This window comes from Chryseobacterium potabilaquae (assembly GCF_902728265.1).
Lineage (GTDB): Bacteria > Bacteroidota > Bacteroidia > Flavobacteriales > Weeksellaceae > Chryseobacterium > Chryseobacterium potabilaquae.
Genome location: NZ_CACVBR010000040.1, coordinates 1 through 14,981 on the forward strand (window position 1 = coordinate 1; position 14,981 = coordinate 14,981).

Consider the following 14,981-nt stretch of genomic DNA (forward strand, 5'->3'; position numbering starts at 1 on the left):
AAATGGACCATGCCTATTCGAAATTGGGGTATTGTTCTCAACCAATTTATGCTTATTTTTGAAAAAAGGCTCAGATTATAAATCCAAGCCTAACTTTTTAACTTACACACTTTACGAGATAGTGTCATCTTTAGCTAACGCCCTTGCTGTGGGATCATATTTAATATTATAATCAAAACGATTAACTGTAAATTTTGCTTGCAATCCCATTATCTCTTTTCCTTGCTGTCCTTTTGTCATTCCTCCATAATTTAAAGGTACTGTAATATCTTTCGTTACATCTTTTATTTTAAGTTTCCCTTTTAAAATGTAAAGGTTATTCTTATCTTTTTTTATGGAAATACTATTAAACTCCATAGAAGGGTATTTTTCAACATCGAAAAAGTCAGCACTTTTTAAGTGTTTATCTCTCATTTCCACTCCTGTATTTATAGAATTTACGTCTACAGCGAAAGCTAATTCACCACCGTCAAGATCAATTGCTGTTATAGCAGCTTTGCCTTCAAACTTATCAAATCTCCCTTGCACAAAGCTAATTCCCATATGCTTAATATTAAAATTGATAGAAGAATGCATTGGATCTACCGCCCATTCGGACTGTCCAAAAGCCACCATACTTAGAAGTGTAAATACGAAAGTTAAAAATACTTTTTTCATAATAATATATTTTATTGATCAACTCTTATACAAATTTAAAATATGAAATATAAGAATTCCTTGATGTATGTTAGTTTTTTGATCTTACTATTTTTCATGAGGGAAAATTAAGAAAAAATCATTTTTTTTTTTGAACTTCGCAGTATGGCAAAATTAAAAACAGCATATTTCTGTCAAAACTGTGGTTCCCAATACTCACAGTGGATGGGACAATGCAAAAATTGTGGACAATGGAATACTTTGGTAGAGGAAATTGTAGAAAAAACATCTCATAAAACTCCCCCATTTTCCAAAACGAAGCAAAATGTCATTAATATCATTGAAGTTGAAACGATTGAAGAGCCTCGAATAAAAACACCTTCCGAAGAACTGAATAGAGTTCTAGGGGGCGGCATTGTATTGGGATCCGTAACACTGATTGGCGGTGAACCAGGAATTGGAAAATCTACTCTTTTACTTCAGCTTGCCTTGAAGATGAAGAAAAAAGTTTTCTACGTCTCTGGTGAAGAAAGTGCTTCTCAAATCAAAATGAGAGCTGACAGATTAACAGACATCCAAAATCCAAACTGTTTTCTTTTCACTGAAACCTCTTTAGAAAAAATACTTCATGAAGCTAAAAAACTTGAACCCGATTTTGTGATTATAGATTCTATTCAAACATTACAATCTCAATTAATAGAAAGTTCGCCAGGAACAGTTTCTCAAATCAGAGAATGTTCCAACGAAATTATAAAGTATGCAAAGGAAAATAACACCCCTGTTTTTCTTGTAGGACATATCACAAAAGACGGACAAATTGCAGGCCCAAAAGTTTTGGAACATATGGTGGATGTTGTTTTAAATTTTGACGGAGATAGAAATCATCTTTTCCGATTATTGAGAGCGAATAAAAACCGTTTTGGTTCTACCTCGGAAATTGGAATTTATGAAATGATCTCTCAAGGCCTTAAAGAAATTAAAAATCCTTCTGAAATTTTAATTACTAAAAAATTTGAAGAACTTTCCGGAAACTCCGTAGCAGTAACATTAGAAGGAAACCGTCCTATGCTGTTAGAAATCCAAGCTTTAGTAAGCACAGCAGTCTATGGGACTCCACAAAGAAGTTGTACAGGGTTTGATGCCAAAAGACTGAATATGCTTCTCGCTGTTCTCGAAAAAAGAGCCGGTTTTCAACTAGGCGCAAAAGATGTATTCCTTAATATCACAGGAGGAATAAAAACAGATGATCCTGCCCTAGACCTTGCAGTAGTGGCTTCTATCCTTTCATCAAACGAAGATATTGCTATCTCTGAACATTATTGTTTTGCGGGAGAAATAGGCTTAAGTGGTGAAATTCGTCCAGTAGCACAAGCGGAACAAAGAATTTCCGAAGCGGAAAAGCTAGGCTACGAAAAAATATTTGTATCTAATCTTAATAAAATCCCTAAAAGAAAATTTGGAATAAAAATAGAAGAAGTAAGCAAAATCGAAGATTTTCATGAAAGACTTTTTTAGAGATATGCGTTATTCATAATAGTTTTTAATTATAGGATCTATTGGAATAAATAATTATTAACTTTTCTGATGATTAACTTATAATTCATAACTTTAATCTATGAATTATCTCGCTCATTCATTCCTTTCATTTTCTGACGGGCAGATCGTAGGACAATTTCTGGAAGATTTTATCAGAAATAAAGACCGCTTTTCTTTCCCAAAAGACATTCAGGATGGTATTACAATGCACCGAGCGATTGACACTTTTACAGACTCTCACCCTGCAATCCATGAAGCCAAAAAGGTTTTCACGCCGTTGGTAAGATTATATTCTGGTGCTTTTGTAGATGTAGCTATGGATTATTTTATTGCCAATGATCTTACCCTCAAAACACTAAGCGAATGGAAAGACCATTCTACTCGTGTTTATAAAGTATTGAATGACAACAGCAAATGGTTTCCTGATCCATTTAAAAGAATGCTTTATAGAATGCAAAAGGAAGATTGGCTCTATAACTATCGTGAAGACCGGGGAATACAATTCAGTATTCAAAATGTTCTTCATAAGGCTCAATATTTGGATAAAGACATTCCTGTATTTGATGCATTTTTAGAGAATAAAGAATATCTTCAACAATGTTATCACTATTTTTTTCCCGACCTTGTAGCGCATGCTAGCGGAATCAATGCATTATTAAAATTAGAAGATTAATCCACAACGTTAAAACTCTTGATATAAATAGCGATTAGGATAGGTTAATTTTTCACTTTTTCTTTCCCCATTCACAATAATATGCACAATATTAATCTGATCATCAAACAGGTTATATAAAAAACTCACAGCTGCTTCTACTTTTTTAGGCTTCTCCACGGATTCAGATTCAAGGTAGATATTCACCGACTCATGATCCTCTTCATACCCAATAAAATTGACTTTTAAAAATTGATTATTAGCTTTAAGTTTTAAATATTCCGAAGAATAGTTTTTTAATGCTTCATTTAATTGATTTTTGTATTTTGCTTCGTTAAAATAAAAGGGTTTCCCATACTTTTTACTTAATCCATTCTCAAGATCGTCAAGAAAAAATCTACCCATTATTTCGAATGTCTTAGATTTTGAATTATAACTTATTTCCAAAGAGCCTACGTGATAAGGGTGTTTTACTTTGGTAAAAGAAACAAACAGTAAAAGAGAAAGTAAAAACAATATCAATTTTTTCATAAATTTTTATGTATAAAAATTTGTTTCAAATTTATCATTATTTTCGTAAGCTTTATATTTTTACTTTTATGATGCAGGATTTCAAATTTTATCTTCACCTTGGCTGGGAACACATCATCTCTTTAGATGCCTTGGATCATCAACTTTTTATTTTAGCATTAATTGCTATTTACTCCTTTAATGATTGGAAAAAAGTCCTTCTTCTTGTGACTGCTTTTACACTAGGCCATTCCATTACGTTAGCTTTGAGTATTTTAGATATTTTCAGAGTTCCTTCAGATTGGATTGAGTTTCTTATCCCTTTAACGATTGTAATTACTTCACTCGATAATATCTTGATGAAAAATAAAAAGCAATCTTTAATACGTGTTAATTACTATTTAGCCCTTATTTTTGGACTTGTACATGGAATGGGATTTGCCAATACAGCTCGGGTGATGATTTCAAAAAGCCAAAGTATTGCTATTCCTCTTTTAGGCTTTAATATAGGATTGGAGTTGGGCCAAATTGCAATCGTTTTTGGAATTTTAATTTTACTTTTTATTCTACTCACTGTTTTTAAGGTGAATAAAAAAGATTGGATTTTATTTATCTCTTCCGGAGTATTTGCTCTCTCATTAAAAATGACCTTAGAAAGAATTCCATTCTAATTCTATACATATTATTATTTTTAACTATTTATTATTATTTTTGATAAAATTTAAACAAATTGGGTTATGAGGTTAAAATTCACCACACTTTCTATCCTTTCTTTCGCCAGCCTAGTCGCACAGAATATTCAAAACAACCCTGGTAGTAACCATGGTAATAGATTTGAACAGCTAGGAACCATACTTCCTACACCCAATACCTATAGAGCAGCTTCAGGAGCTCCTGGGCATGCATATTGGCAAAATAGAGCAGATTATGATATATCTGCCTATCTTGATGAAGACAAACGAAACCTGAAAGGATCCGAAACAATAACCTATTACAACAACTCACCCGATAACCTGGATTATATATGGCTTCAATTGGATGAAAACCAACAATCAACTGTAAAAAAAGCAGATTACCCAACCTCATCTACTTTACCTAAATCTACCACTGATCAGCAACTAAGAGTCACTGATCTACCGGCAAAAGATAATGGATATGGAGTTAATCTTGAGAAAGTAACAGACTCCTCAGGGAATCCTTTATCTTTTGTTGTCAACAAAACAATGATGCGTATTGATTTACCTCAAACACTTAAAAAAGGAGAGAAATTTATCTTTAAAGTGGACTGGAACTATAATATTCCTAATAGAATAAAAATGGGTGGTCGCGGAGGCTATGAAAACTTTTCTGAAGACGGGAATGATCTTTTCACCATGACACAATGGTATCCTAGAATGTGTGTATATAGTGATTTTCAGGGATGGCAAAATCATCAATTTACCGGACGAGGAGAATTTGCACTCGTTTTCGGTAATTTTAAAGTATCCATGAATGTCCCTGCAGATCACATTGTAGGAGGAACAGGAGAATGCAAAAATTATGATCAAGTTTTAACATCAGATCAATTAACAAAGTACAGAAAAGCGGAAAATGCAAATGAGCCCATAGAAATTGTCACCTTAGAGGAAGCAAAAAAAGCAGAGAAAAACCACTCCAAGCAAAGAAAAACATGGACATTTGAAGCAAAAGAGGTAAGAGATTTTGCATGGACTTCATCAAGGAAGTTTATCTGGGATGGAATGGGCGTGACTATTCCTGAAAACAATAATAAAGTAATGGCCATGAGTTTCTACCCAAAAGAAGCGTATGGATTATATAGAAAATTTTCTACAAAAGCAGTAGCTCATACCATTAAAACATATTCTGAATTTACAATCCCATACCCATATCCTGTTGCTCAATCTGTAGAAGCTTCTAACGGAATGGAATATCCTATGATCTGTTTTAATTTTGGAAGGACTGAAAAAGATGGAACCTATTCGGAAGGAACAAAAAATGGAATGATCGGGGTCATAATTCATGAAGTAGGTCATAACTTTTTTCCCATGATTATCAATTCCGATGAAAGGCAATGGAGTTGGATGGACGAAGGGCTAAATACTTTTGTAGAGTATCTTACTGAAGAAAAATGGGATAATAAATTCCCTTCAAAGCGTGGCCCGGCATGGACAATTGTTGATTATATGAAACTTCCTAAAAATCAGCTGGAGCCCATCATGAGTAATTCAGAAAATATCATTCAATTCGGTCCCAATGCCTATTCAAAACCTGCTACAGGCCTCAATATCCTTCGTGAAACCATTATGGGAAGAGAACTTTTCGATAAAGCATTTAAAACCTATGCCAAAAGATGGGCTTTTAAACATCCTGAACCTGCAGATTTTTTCAGAACAATGGAAGATGCAAGCGGAGAAGACCTGGATTGGTTCTGGAGAGGATGGTTTTACGGAACGGATCCTGTAGATATTGCTATCGACAAAGTAACCATAGCAACACCCGATCTAGAAACAATTAAAAAAGATTCCGAAATAAAGTATAAAGTTGAAAAGCCCTTACAGAATAGTTTTGAAGATATTTCCAAAATAAGAAATAAAGAGGATAAGAACATTACATTCTATGTAGATACGGATAAAGATCTACAGGATTTTTATTATCGTTATGACAGAGGACAAGAAAAAATAGACTCCGATAAAGAATATACTTCACAATCGGAAGGCTCGGAGCCATTAGATAAAAATGATAAGGAAAAATTTAAGAATATTATGGCCTATCAAATTGATTTCACCAACAAAGGAGGACTTGTGATGCCTATTATTCTTGAATTCACCTTTGAAGACGGTACAACAATTCAAGACAAATCTTCGGCTCAAATCTGGCGACATGATGAGCAAAAAGTATCAAAAACATATTATTTCAATAAAAAACTAAAATCAATTCAGCTAGACCCTATGCGAGAAACAGCTGATATCGATACATCAAATAATTTTTGGAACAATGACAATCCGATAATTCAAACCTCTAATTTCCAAGTCTTCAAACAAAAGCAAGAAACAACAATAAGAGGGCGATCAAATGGAAACGTTAATCCAATGCAGGCGGCAGGAAAGAAAAAATAAGAGATGACCATGCCAAAACTCATAACTTTACTTTGCTCATTATGTTTCACCTTATATTTTACTCAATCATCTAAAAAAAAGGAGTTATTAGCTGCTGAAATTATGATGGAAGATGGAAGTACAAAAACAGGTTTTTTAAAAGATTTTGTGCAACCTATTATTTTAGGATATGGCCTGATGCCAGGCCCAATAAGTATTGAAAAAAAACTTAATTTAGATACTAAAGAATTTAAACTTCAGAAAAACAAAGATTCAGACTATGAAATTTTGAATATAGGTAATATCAAATCCATTATTATCTATGATGATCCAGAGAATGAGGAAGAAAAAATGCGATATGATAAAGCTAAACTAAAAACAGTCAACTCAAATTATGAAATTATAGATTTGAACAAAACAGTCATGTTGCCCTTACTTAAAGGAGGAAAAATAAATCTGTACGGTTTTTTTATCGGAAACACACCGGAACATGTAACCTCATCTTCTCTTTTTATTCCGTATTTGAAAAAAAATGACGACGAATACGCTTACATCCCTTTGGACATTAACAGAATTAATATTTTAAATTTAGGATCGATAAAGGGAAAATACAAAAAAGCATTTGAAGAAGTAACCAAAGATTGCCCGGTTTTCCAAAAGGAATTAGAGCATTATATGAATCATCTAAATGATAAGAAAAACCGAAAAGAACTATATACTGTAAAAGAAGAAAAACGAAAAGACGCCCAAAAAACTATAAAAAACAAAGAAATGCTCGAGTATATACTTCAAAAAATAGAAACTGATTTTCATCTGGCCCAGTATACGGAAATCATGAATACATATTCAAATATATGTCCATAAAAGAAATCTGAAATTCCATGATATAACTGAGTTTCCTAGATAAAAACATAAAAAAGTCATTTTTATAATTAAGAAAATGGCTTTTTTTCTGCCAAATTTTCACATCAAAAAAACAAAACCCTGCCATTTCAGCCACCTTATAGTGATGGCACACATTTAGAGAATTACAAGACAGAAATAATTAAAAATAAATATTGTTATGTCAGTAAACTTTAAACCCTTAGCAGATAGAGTTCTAGTAGAGCCAATCGCTGCAGAAACTAAGACAGCTTCAGGTATTATCATCCCGGATACAGCAAAAGAAAAACCACAAGAAGGTACAGTAGTAGCAGTAGGTCCAGGTAAAAAAGATGAGCCTACCACTGTTAAAGTAGGTGACAAAGTTCTTTATGGAAAATACTCAGGTTCTGAATTAAAACTGGAAGGAAAAGATTATTTAATTGTAAAAGAGGGAGACCTTTTGGGAATTATTGGATAAAATTCCAGATACAAGACATCAGATTTCAGATTTATTAAAATTACAATAAAATTAAAACCTGTGTTAAATGTCTAACTTCTGACATCTAACATCTAATATCTAATCAAAATGGCAAAAGAAATAAAATTCGATATCGAATCAAGAGACGCTTTAAAAAGAGGAGTTGATGCATTGGCAAATGCTGTGAAGGTAACATTAGGGCCTAAAGGGAGAAATGTAGTTATCGAAAAATCTTTCGGTGCACCTCACGTTACTAAAGATGGTGTTTCTGTAGCAAAAGAAATCGAACTTGAAGATAAAGTAGAAAACATGGGAGCTCAAATGGTAAAAGAAGTAGCTTCCAAAACTAATGATATTGCAGGAGATGGTACTACTACTGCAACTGTACTAGCGCAGGCTATCGTAAGAGAAGGGCTTAAAAACGTAGCAGCTGGTGCTAATCCAATGGATCTTAAAAGAGGAATCGATAAAGCAGTTACAGCTGTTGTTGAAAATCTTAAATCTCAATCTCAAGCAGTTGGAGATTCTACAGATAAAGTAAAACAAGTGGCTTCTGTTTCTGCCAACAATGACGAAACAATCGGAGCTCTAATCGCTGAAGCTTTCGGAAAAGTAGGTAAAGAAGGAGTTATCACTGTGGAAGAAGCTAAAGGAATTGATACAACTGTAGATGTTGTAGAAGGTATGCAATTTGACAGAGGTTATCAGTCTCCTTATTTCGTGACTAATCCTGAAAAAATGTTAGCAGAGCTTGAAAATCCATATATCCTTTTAGTGGAGAAAAAAATCTCTTCAATGAAAGAATTACTTCCGGTTCTTGAGCCAATCGCACAAGGAGGTAAATCTTTATTAATTATCTCTGAAGAAGTTGAAGGTGAAGCTTTGGCAACTTTGGTGGTAAACAAATTAAGAGGTTCTCTTAAAATTGCTGCAGTAAAAGCTCCAGGATTTGGAGATAGAAGAAAAGCAATGTTAGAAGATATCGCAATCTTAACAGGCGGACAAGTTATTTCTGAAGAGCAAGGTTTCACTATGGAAAATATCTCTTTAGATATGTTGGGAACAGCTGAGAAAGTAACTATCGATAAAGACAACACGACTGTAGTGAACGGTGGTGGTGAAGAAAGCAAAATCAAAGGTAGAGTAAACCAGATCAAAGCTCAAATGGAAACGACTACTTCTGACTATGATAGAGAAAAACTACAAGAAAGACTAGCTAAATTAGCTGGTGGTGTAGCTGTTCTTTATGTAGGTGCTGCTTCTGAAGTTGAAATGAAAGAGAAAAAAGACAGAGTTGATGATGCTCTTCACGCGACGAGAGCTGCTGTTGAAGAAGGTATCGTAGCTGGTGGAGGTGTTGCTTTAGTAAGAGCTATCTCTTCTTTAAACAGTCTTTCCGGTTTAAATGCTGATGAAAATACAGGAATCAAAATCGTAAAAAGAGCAATCGAAGAACCATTGAGACAAATCGTTGCTAATGCCGGTGGTGAAGGTTCTGTAATCGTTGCTAAGGTTGCTGAAGGAAGTGGAGACTTTGGATACAATGCAAAAACTGACGAGTATGTAAACATGCTTGAAGCAGGTATCATCGACCCTACCAAAGTAACAAGAGTTGCCCTTGAAAATGCAGCTTCTGTATCAGGAATGCTTTTAACAACTGAATGTGTGATCACTGAAGTGAAAAAAGACGAGCCTGCTATGCCAATGGGTGGTGGAATGCCAGGAATGATGTAATAGCGTAAGCTTATATACAATATAAAATTAAACCGTTCTAAAAATAGAACGGTTTTTGTATTTGTATAAATTTAAAACTGATAAAATATCTCCAATTTTTATTTAATTCCAAAAAAACAAACCATTAAACAAATATTAATATTATGAATCTAAAAACTTTAATCACCCACACTGTTCAGTATAACAACTGGGTTGTCAATAAGTATATCGCCTGGTTGGCGACAAAGTCTGACGAACAGCTGAATCAAGAAGTCATTTCAAGTTTCCCGACCATCTTGGCCACATTACATCACATTTGGCAAACCCAAGAATATTGGTGGAGCTATATTGCAGAAAATAATGATTTTAACCCTTCTGAAAAATCTACTAAACCCACCAAAGATGAAATTTTCTCAGGAATAAAGAATAACTCTGAAAAACTCATGAAATATGTTGAAAATCTTTCTGAAGAAGATTTAGCTAAAAACATAAAAATTGAATCCCAATGGTTTCAGTGTGATTTTTCCAAATATGAATATATCCAACATATTATCATCCATGGAACCTTTCACAGAGGGCAGATTGTAACTATGGGACGAAATGTAGGAATAACAGATGCTCCAATGACAGATTACAATTTCTGGAACATCTATAAAGATGCAGATGTAATAATTCGTAATTGAACTAAATACAAATAAATAGATAATAAAACCGTTTTGTTTCCAGAACGGTTTTGCTATATTAGAAAAAGTTATCCACCAAAAACAAACAATAATTCACATGACCACACAACAACAAATCCAAGAATATATCATTACCCAATCCCAATCAAAACGCAATGACATGCAAGAACTCCACAACATCATTCTTGAACTCATGCCGGAATGTAAACTATGGTTTTTAGATGGTAAAAACGATGAAGGTAAAATAATTTCCAATCCTAATATCGGATACGGATCATATCCCATACAATATGCAGATGGAACAACACGAGAGTTTTATCAAATTGGACTCAGTGCTAACACAACCGGAATCTCTGTCTATATCCTTGGTATTGAAGATAAAAAATATTTAGCTCAGACCTATGGAGAAAAAATAGGTAAAGCTAGCGTAACAGGATATTGCATTAAATTCAAAACATTAAAAGATATACATCTTCACATACTTTTGGAAGCAATCCAATATGGAATAAAACAAAACACATCTCACTGAAAATCTGCCCTATATAAATTATATAAAACTGTTCTTTTATATAACACAAATCATAATTTTATTTTATAGTAGGGTCGGATAAATATATAATTTCAATAAAAACAATTTAATTACGTTCCGCATAATTTTCTTGCTCTATTAAATTTATGAATGTATTATTGCAAAAAAATTCATAATGTATATTCAAGTTTCCCAGGACTTTAAGCAAAAAAGTAAAGCTGCTGTTTTCTCTATCACTGTTTTTATTATCGTTTACATACTCATTTTTCTTTTCACCATTGCACTAGCTGTATCTTGTATCGCTGGTGGAATCGCATTAATTGCTGCCAAACCCATGTTTCTTACTATAATGCTAGGATTAGGATTAGCAGGAACCGGACTTTTTGTGTTCTATTTTATCATTAAATTTTTATTCAAAAAACATATCAACGACCGAAGCCATCTTACTGAAATTAGAAGAGCAGACGAACCTGAACTCTTTAAGATGATCGATGAAATTGTTAAAGAAGCGGAAACCAATTTTCCTAAAAAGATTTATCTTTCCTATGATGTAAATGCAAGTGTATTTTACGATTCGAGTTTTTGGAGTATGTTTTTACCTATTCAAAAAAATTTAACTATTGGAATGGGCTTAATTAATACAACCACAACACAAGAGCTCAAAGCAATTCTTGCGCACGAATTCGGACATTTTTCACAACGCTCGATGAAAGTGGGAAGCTATGTATACAATGTCAATCAAATTATTTTCAATTTGGTAAATGATGATCAATCTTATCGAAACTCAGTAGAAAAATGGGCAAGTGTCAGTGGATACTTTTCTTTATTCGCAGCTCTAGCCCTTTTTATTACAGGAAAAATACAGTGGGTATTAACAAAAATGTATTCTATTGTAAACATTCGTCACATGGCACTTTCACGCGAAATGGAATTTCATGCTGATGAAGTCGCAGCTAATATCGCCGGCTCGATTGCTCTGGAAGAATCTCTTTTAAGACTTGAATTAGCTCATAACTCATATCAAAAAGTCCTGAATTTTTATGATGCAAAATTTTCCCAAAATCAATCAAGTAGAAATATTTATCGAGAACAATTTTTTGTCATGAGCTTTCTTGCCACACAAAATGATGTACAAAGCAAATATGATCTTCCTCATGTGAAGCTTTCAGAGTCGGGTCTATTTAACAAATCCAAATTAGTAATTGAAGATCAATGGGCGTCCCACCCTTCTCATGAAGAACGTATTATTAAACTAAGAGACCTTAATATTATAAAAGAAGTCAACAATACATCTGCAAAAAATATTTTCAGAGACTTCGAAAAAACAGAAGAAAAAATCACCGCAAAGATTTTTTCTCAAGTCAAATATCAGGCAGGAAGGACCAATCTAGAATTTGAAACGTTTAAATCAGAGTTTGAGACACAGTATCAAAGAGATTCTTTTGACAAAGTTTTCAATGCTTATTACGACCATAAAAATCCTGATTTTAAAGTAACAGAAACTCCTGTAGATAAAGGTATTACTTTTGAAACATTATTTGATAAAGAAAAGGTGGAAATGATCTATAGCTTAATCGCTCTTGAAAACGATAAAAATACCCTAGAGTCAATTTCGAAAAAAGAATTGAATTTAAAAACCTTTGATTATGATGGAATAAAATATAAAGCCAAAGAAACTAAAGATTTAATTCCTAAAGTTGAACAATCTATTACTGATATAAAAGAGGGAATCTATCAAAATGATTTGAATATTTACAATTATTTCATACAATTATCTGAAAATCAAAATAAAAAACCAATTTTTGTAAATCAGTATAAAGCCTTAGGAGAATATGATAAGCAATATGATGAAAAATATAAATTATACATCGATCTGACTAATGCAACAGCATTTTTAAGTAATAGAACTCCTTTTGAACAAATCAACAAAAATTTTCAGAATTTAAAATCGCTTGAAACCCAATTGAAAAATGAACTAATAGCTTATTATCAAAATACTCTTTTTACTACGGATATTAGCGAACAAGATTTGAAAGATTTACAATATTATACTGGGCAGGAACATCTCTATTTTAATCAAAACGAATATCTCCACACTAACCTTAATCTATTGATGAAAGCCATCAATTATCTCCCCTATTTTCTTCATCGAAAATATTTTCTTATGAAAAAAGAACTTTTAACTTTAATGAAAGAATTAGAAGAACAACATACTATAGAAAAATCTTAAAAATTCACCGCTCTGTTTTTCAGAGCGTTTTTATTTTTAGGACCTCTCAAGATCAGATATTCAAAAATAAAAAAGGATATAACATCATACAAATTCAATTATATGTAATTAATATTCAAATACCAAATGACAAATTCATAAAATAATCAACAAAGAGCTACAAATAATCATTTACGATAAAGTTTCTTTAAATACTTTTTTATAGATTTGTAAAATCGATAATTATGGAATCCCTCAAACTAGTATACATCAATCAATAGATAAAAACTAGCACCAACTAATTATCACTACACACAAATGCAAATTCTACTTGAATGTAGATAAATAAGAAAAGATGAAAGAAAACGATAAACGTCAACCGTTTACATTAAAACGAAAGTGGCCTGCCTTGATCGGTATTGCTGCTATTCCTCTTATTCTCATCACCCTATTTGCATGGAGTTCCGGCTGGATCAATATAGGCCGAATAACATCCAAGCAAATTTACGATGATTTTAATAATACCATTTCTCCATTTCCTTCAGGATACAGACGTGCTCATGGAAAAGGAATTTGCTTCACCGGTGTTTTCCGTAGTAATCCTGAGGCCGCTCAGCTATCTAAAGCCAGAGTTTTTACTCAAAAAGATATTCCCGTTATTGGACGGTTTTCTGTAGGCGCCGGTAATCCTCATGTAGCGGATGGAACTGCTAGGGTTACGAGTATGGCTTTTTTAATTAAAACAGATGACGGACAAGAATGGCGATCAGCCATGAATAGTGTACCTTATTTCCATGTAGCAACAGCGGAAGGTTTTTATGCAGGGTTACAAGCAAACCATCCAGATCCTAAAACAGGAAAACCAGATCCTAAAAAATTGGATGAATTTCATTCAAAATACCCGGAATCTGTAAAATTTGAAAAATGGGCTGCTACAGCACCTTGGCCGGATAGCTATAGCGGTGCATCATTTAATAGTGTTAATTCATTTCGTTTTATTTCAGAAAGTGGAAAAGAAACCTATGTAAGGTGGGTTATGCGCCCACGTACTCCGACGCATGAAATGACAGAAAAGCAAAGAAAGGAAGCTGATCCTAATTTTTTAGACGAAGATTTAATAGAGCGATTAAAATCGGGTCCTATATACTGGGATATGGTTGCTACTATAGCTGAGCCAGGAGATGCTGTTAATGATCCTTCTCAACCATGGCCATCTAGCCGTAAACAAATGGTTATAGGAACAATTGAAGTGACGTCTGCATCCAAGCAATCAACTGGTGAATGTAGAGATATTAATTATGATCCCACTATTGTACCCGCAGGGATAGAAATCTCAAATGATCCTATACTAAGAGCTAGATCAGGTGCGTATAGCCATTCATTTAACGCTCGCTTACGTGAAATAGGGACAGGGAAAGCCTCTAAAGAAATCGATGGAAAAAAATAAAAAATGAGAAAGAAAGATCCTAACTTCAATCTAACAGCTCGAATATTACATTGGCTAATGGCTTGTATGATATTTTGCATGCTGTTTATAGGAGCATTTATGATGACTTCTCTTGACAATCGACCTTGGCTTATAGATTTACATCGTCCTCTTGGGTTTGCCATTTTTTTATTGTTAATTATCCGATTTATCAATCGAATTATTAATCCACAACCCCCTTTACCCAATCATACGCCTTCATGGCAACGTTTAATGGCCAATGCAACTCACTGGTTCATGTATATATTAATATTTTGCCTTCCTCTTGTTGGCTGGGCTATGTTATCCTCAGGAAACTATCCTATTATACTTTTTGGTGAAGTAGAACTGCCAGCTATTACCCCTGTAAGTCCTACTTGGTATGCCTATTTACGAACTTCACATAGTATATTAGCTTGGACTTTATTTATTATCGTATTAGGACATTTATCAATGGCTCTTTTGCACGCTTTAATATACCAAGATGGAGTATTAACAAGCATTGTAAAAGGTAAAAAAAAGGTAAAAATAGAAGAATCCACCAAGTTTGAAGATGAACCTTCTTAGTTTCCTATAGTTTAGAAGAAAAGAGATTAAGTTATCTCATACAA

Annotated in this window: 14 protein-coding genes; 12 read left to right on the forward strand and 2 right to left on the reverse strand. The window is 33.4% G+C overall.

Translation table 11 applies throughout. The features are described 5' to 3' along the window. Positions 1-111: 111 nt before the first annotated feature. On the reverse strand, positions 112-657 hold the full coding sequence (locus CHRY9293_RS15490; protein WP_162033815.1) for a YceI family protein: 546 nt from the start codon (positions 655-657) through the stop codon (positions 112-114). Positions 658-801: 144 nt separating this feature from the next. Here CHRY9293_RS15490 and radA point away from each other — a divergent pair, with 144 nt between their 5' ends. Together radA and CHRY9293_RS15500 are read left to right on the forward strand one after the other, a co-directional pair. Further along, positions 802-2,151, forward strand: coding sequence for a DNA repair protein RadA (gene radA, locus CHRY9293_RS15495; protein ID WP_162033816.1), 1,350 nt, complete (start codon positions 802-804; stop codon positions 2,149-2,151). A gap of 100 nt (positions 2,152-2,251) precedes the next feature. Beyond that, on the forward strand, positions 2,252-2,845 hold the full coding sequence (locus CHRY9293_RS15500) for an acyl carrier protein phosphodiesterase (RefSeq protein WP_162033817.1): 594 nt from the start codon (positions 2,252-2,254) through the stop codon (positions 2,843-2,845). Positions 2,846-2,854: 9 nt separating this feature from the next. Here the strand turns inward: CHRY9293_RS15500 and CHRY9293_RS15505 are convergent, their stop codons facing one another. Beyond that, positions 2,855-3,355 (reverse strand): DUF6702 family protein, encoded by a 501-nt coding sequence (locus CHRY9293_RS15505; RefSeq protein ID WP_162033818.1) that lies wholly within the window; start codon positions 3,353-3,355, stop codon positions 2,855-2,857. A gap of 71 nt (positions 3,356-3,426) precedes the next feature. Here CHRY9293_RS15505 and CHRY9293_RS15510 point away from each other — a divergent pair, with 71 nt between their 5' ends. The 10 genes from CHRY9293_RS15510 to CHRY9293_RS15555 all read left to right on the forward strand — a co-directional run bounded on the left by CHRY9293_RS15510 (position 3,427) and on the right by CHRY9293_RS15555 (position 14,937). After that, on the forward strand, positions 3,427-4,005 hold the full coding sequence (locus CHRY9293_RS15510) for a HupE/UreJ family protein (protein ID WP_162033840.1): 579 nt from the start codon (positions 3,427-3,429) through the stop codon (positions 4,003-4,005). Positions 4,006-4,071: 66 nt separating this feature from the next. Beyond that, positions 4,072-6,450 (forward strand): M1 family metallopeptidase, encoded by a 2,379-nt coding sequence (locus CHRY9293_RS15515; protein ID WP_162033819.1) that lies wholly within the window; start codon positions 4,072-4,074, stop codon positions 6,448-6,450. A 9-nt stretch (positions 6,451-6,459) separates the two neighbouring features. Then, positions 6,460-7,293: a hypothetical protein gene (locus CHRY9293_RS15520; RefSeq protein ID WP_162033820.1), complete on the forward strand. Its 834-nt coding sequence runs from the start codon at positions 6,460-6,462 to the stop codon at positions 7,291-7,293. 199 nt (positions 7,294-7,492) lie between these two features. Next, positions 7,493-7,771 (forward strand): co-chaperone GroES, encoded by a 279-nt coding sequence (locus tag CHRY9293_RS15525; RefSeq protein WP_039369684.1) that lies wholly within the window; start codon positions 7,493-7,495, stop codon positions 7,769-7,771. A 108-nt stretch (positions 7,772-7,879) separates the two neighbouring features. Then, positions 7,880-9,505, forward strand: coding sequence for a chaperonin GroEL (gene groL / locus CHRY9293_RS15530; RefSeq protein ID WP_122548443.1), 1,626 nt, complete (start codon positions 7,880-7,882; stop codon positions 9,503-9,505). A 143-nt stretch (positions 9,506-9,648) separates the two neighbouring features. Further along, positions 9,649-10,167 (forward strand): DinB family protein, encoded by a 519-nt coding sequence (locus CHRY9293_RS15535; protein WP_162033821.1) that lies wholly within the window; start codon positions 9,649-9,651, stop codon positions 10,165-10,167. 97 nt (positions 10,168-10,264) lie between these two features. Then, positions 10,265-10,696 (forward strand): DUF1801 domain-containing protein, encoded by a 432-nt coding sequence (locus CHRY9293_RS15540; protein ID WP_162033822.1) that lies wholly within the window; start codon positions 10,265-10,267, stop codon positions 10,694-10,696. 175 nt (positions 10,697-10,871) lie between these two features. Then, positions 10,872-12,926 (forward strand): M48 family metallopeptidase, encoded by a 2,055-nt coding sequence (locus tag CHRY9293_RS15545; RefSeq protein ID WP_162033823.1) that lies wholly within the window; start codon positions 10,872-10,874, stop codon positions 12,924-12,926. Between the two features lie 334 nt (positions 12,927-13,260). Then, positions 13,261-14,352: a catalase family peroxidase gene (locus tag CHRY9293_RS15550; protein WP_162033824.1), complete on the forward strand. Its 1,092-nt coding sequence runs from the start codon at positions 13,261-13,263 to the stop codon at positions 14,350-14,352. A 3-nt stretch (positions 14,353-14,355) separates the two neighbouring features. Next, positions 14,356-14,937 carry a cytochrome b gene (locus tag CHRY9293_RS15555; RefSeq protein ID WP_162033825.1) on the forward strand — a complete coding sequence of 194 codons (582 nt, stop codon included), beginning with the start codon at positions 14,356-14,358 and terminating at the stop codon, positions 14,935-14,937. Positions 14,938-14,981 lie beyond the last annotated feature (44 nt).

Bases quoted from the DNA above. Each gene is read 5' to 3' on its own strand.
- CHRY9293_RS15490 (WP_162033815.1), bottom strand. From the start codon at position 657: ATGAAAAAAGTATTTTTAACTTTCGTATTTACACTTCTAAGTATGGTG.
- radA (WP_162033816.1), top strand. From the start codon at position 802: ATGGCAAAATTAAAAACAGCATATTTCTGTCAAAACTGTGGTTCCCAA.
- CHRY9293_RS15500 (WP_162033817.1), top strand. From the start codon at position 2,252: ATGAATTATCTCGCTCATTCATTCCTTTCATTTTCTGACGGGCAGATC.
- CHRY9293_RS15505 (WP_162033818.1), bottom strand. From the start codon at position 3,355: ATGAAAAAATTGATATTGTTTTTACTTTCTCTTTTACTGTTTGTTTCT.
- CHRY9293_RS15510 (WP_162033840.1), top strand. From the start codon at position 3,427: ATGCAGGATTTCAAATTTTATCTTCACCTTGGCTGGGAACACATCATC.
- CHRY9293_RS15515 (WP_162033819.1), top strand. From the start codon at position 4,072: ATGAGGTTAAAATTCACCACACTTTCTATCCTTTCTTTCGCCAGCCTA.
- CHRY9293_RS15520 (WP_162033820.1), top strand. From the start codon at position 6,460: ATGCCAAAACTCATAACTTTACTTTGCTCATTATGTTTCACCTTATAT.
- CHRY9293_RS15525 (WP_039369684.1), top strand. From the start codon at position 7,493: ATGTCAGTAAACTTTAAACCCTTAGCAGATAGAGTTCTAGTAGAGCCA.
- groL (WP_122548443.1), top strand. From the start codon at position 7,880: ATGGCAAAAGAAATAAAATTCGATATCGAATCAAGAGACGCTTTAAAA.
- CHRY9293_RS15535 (WP_162033821.1), top strand. From the start codon at position 9,649: ATGAATCTAAAAACTTTAATCACCCACACTGTTCAGTATAACAACTGG.
- CHRY9293_RS15540 (WP_162033822.1), top strand. From the start codon at position 10,265: ATGACCACACAACAACAAATCCAAGAATATATCATTACCCAATCCCAA.
- CHRY9293_RS15545 (WP_162033823.1), top strand. From the start codon at position 10,872: ATGTATATTCAAGTTTCCCAGGACTTTAAGCAAAAAAGTAAAGCTGCT.
- CHRY9293_RS15550 (WP_162033824.1), top strand. From the start codon at position 13,261: ATGAAAGAAAACGATAAACGTCAACCGTTTACATTAAAACGAAAGTGG.
- CHRY9293_RS15555 (WP_162033825.1), top strand. From the start codon at position 14,356: ATGAGAAAGAAAGATCCTAACTTCAATCTAACAGCTCGAATATTACAT.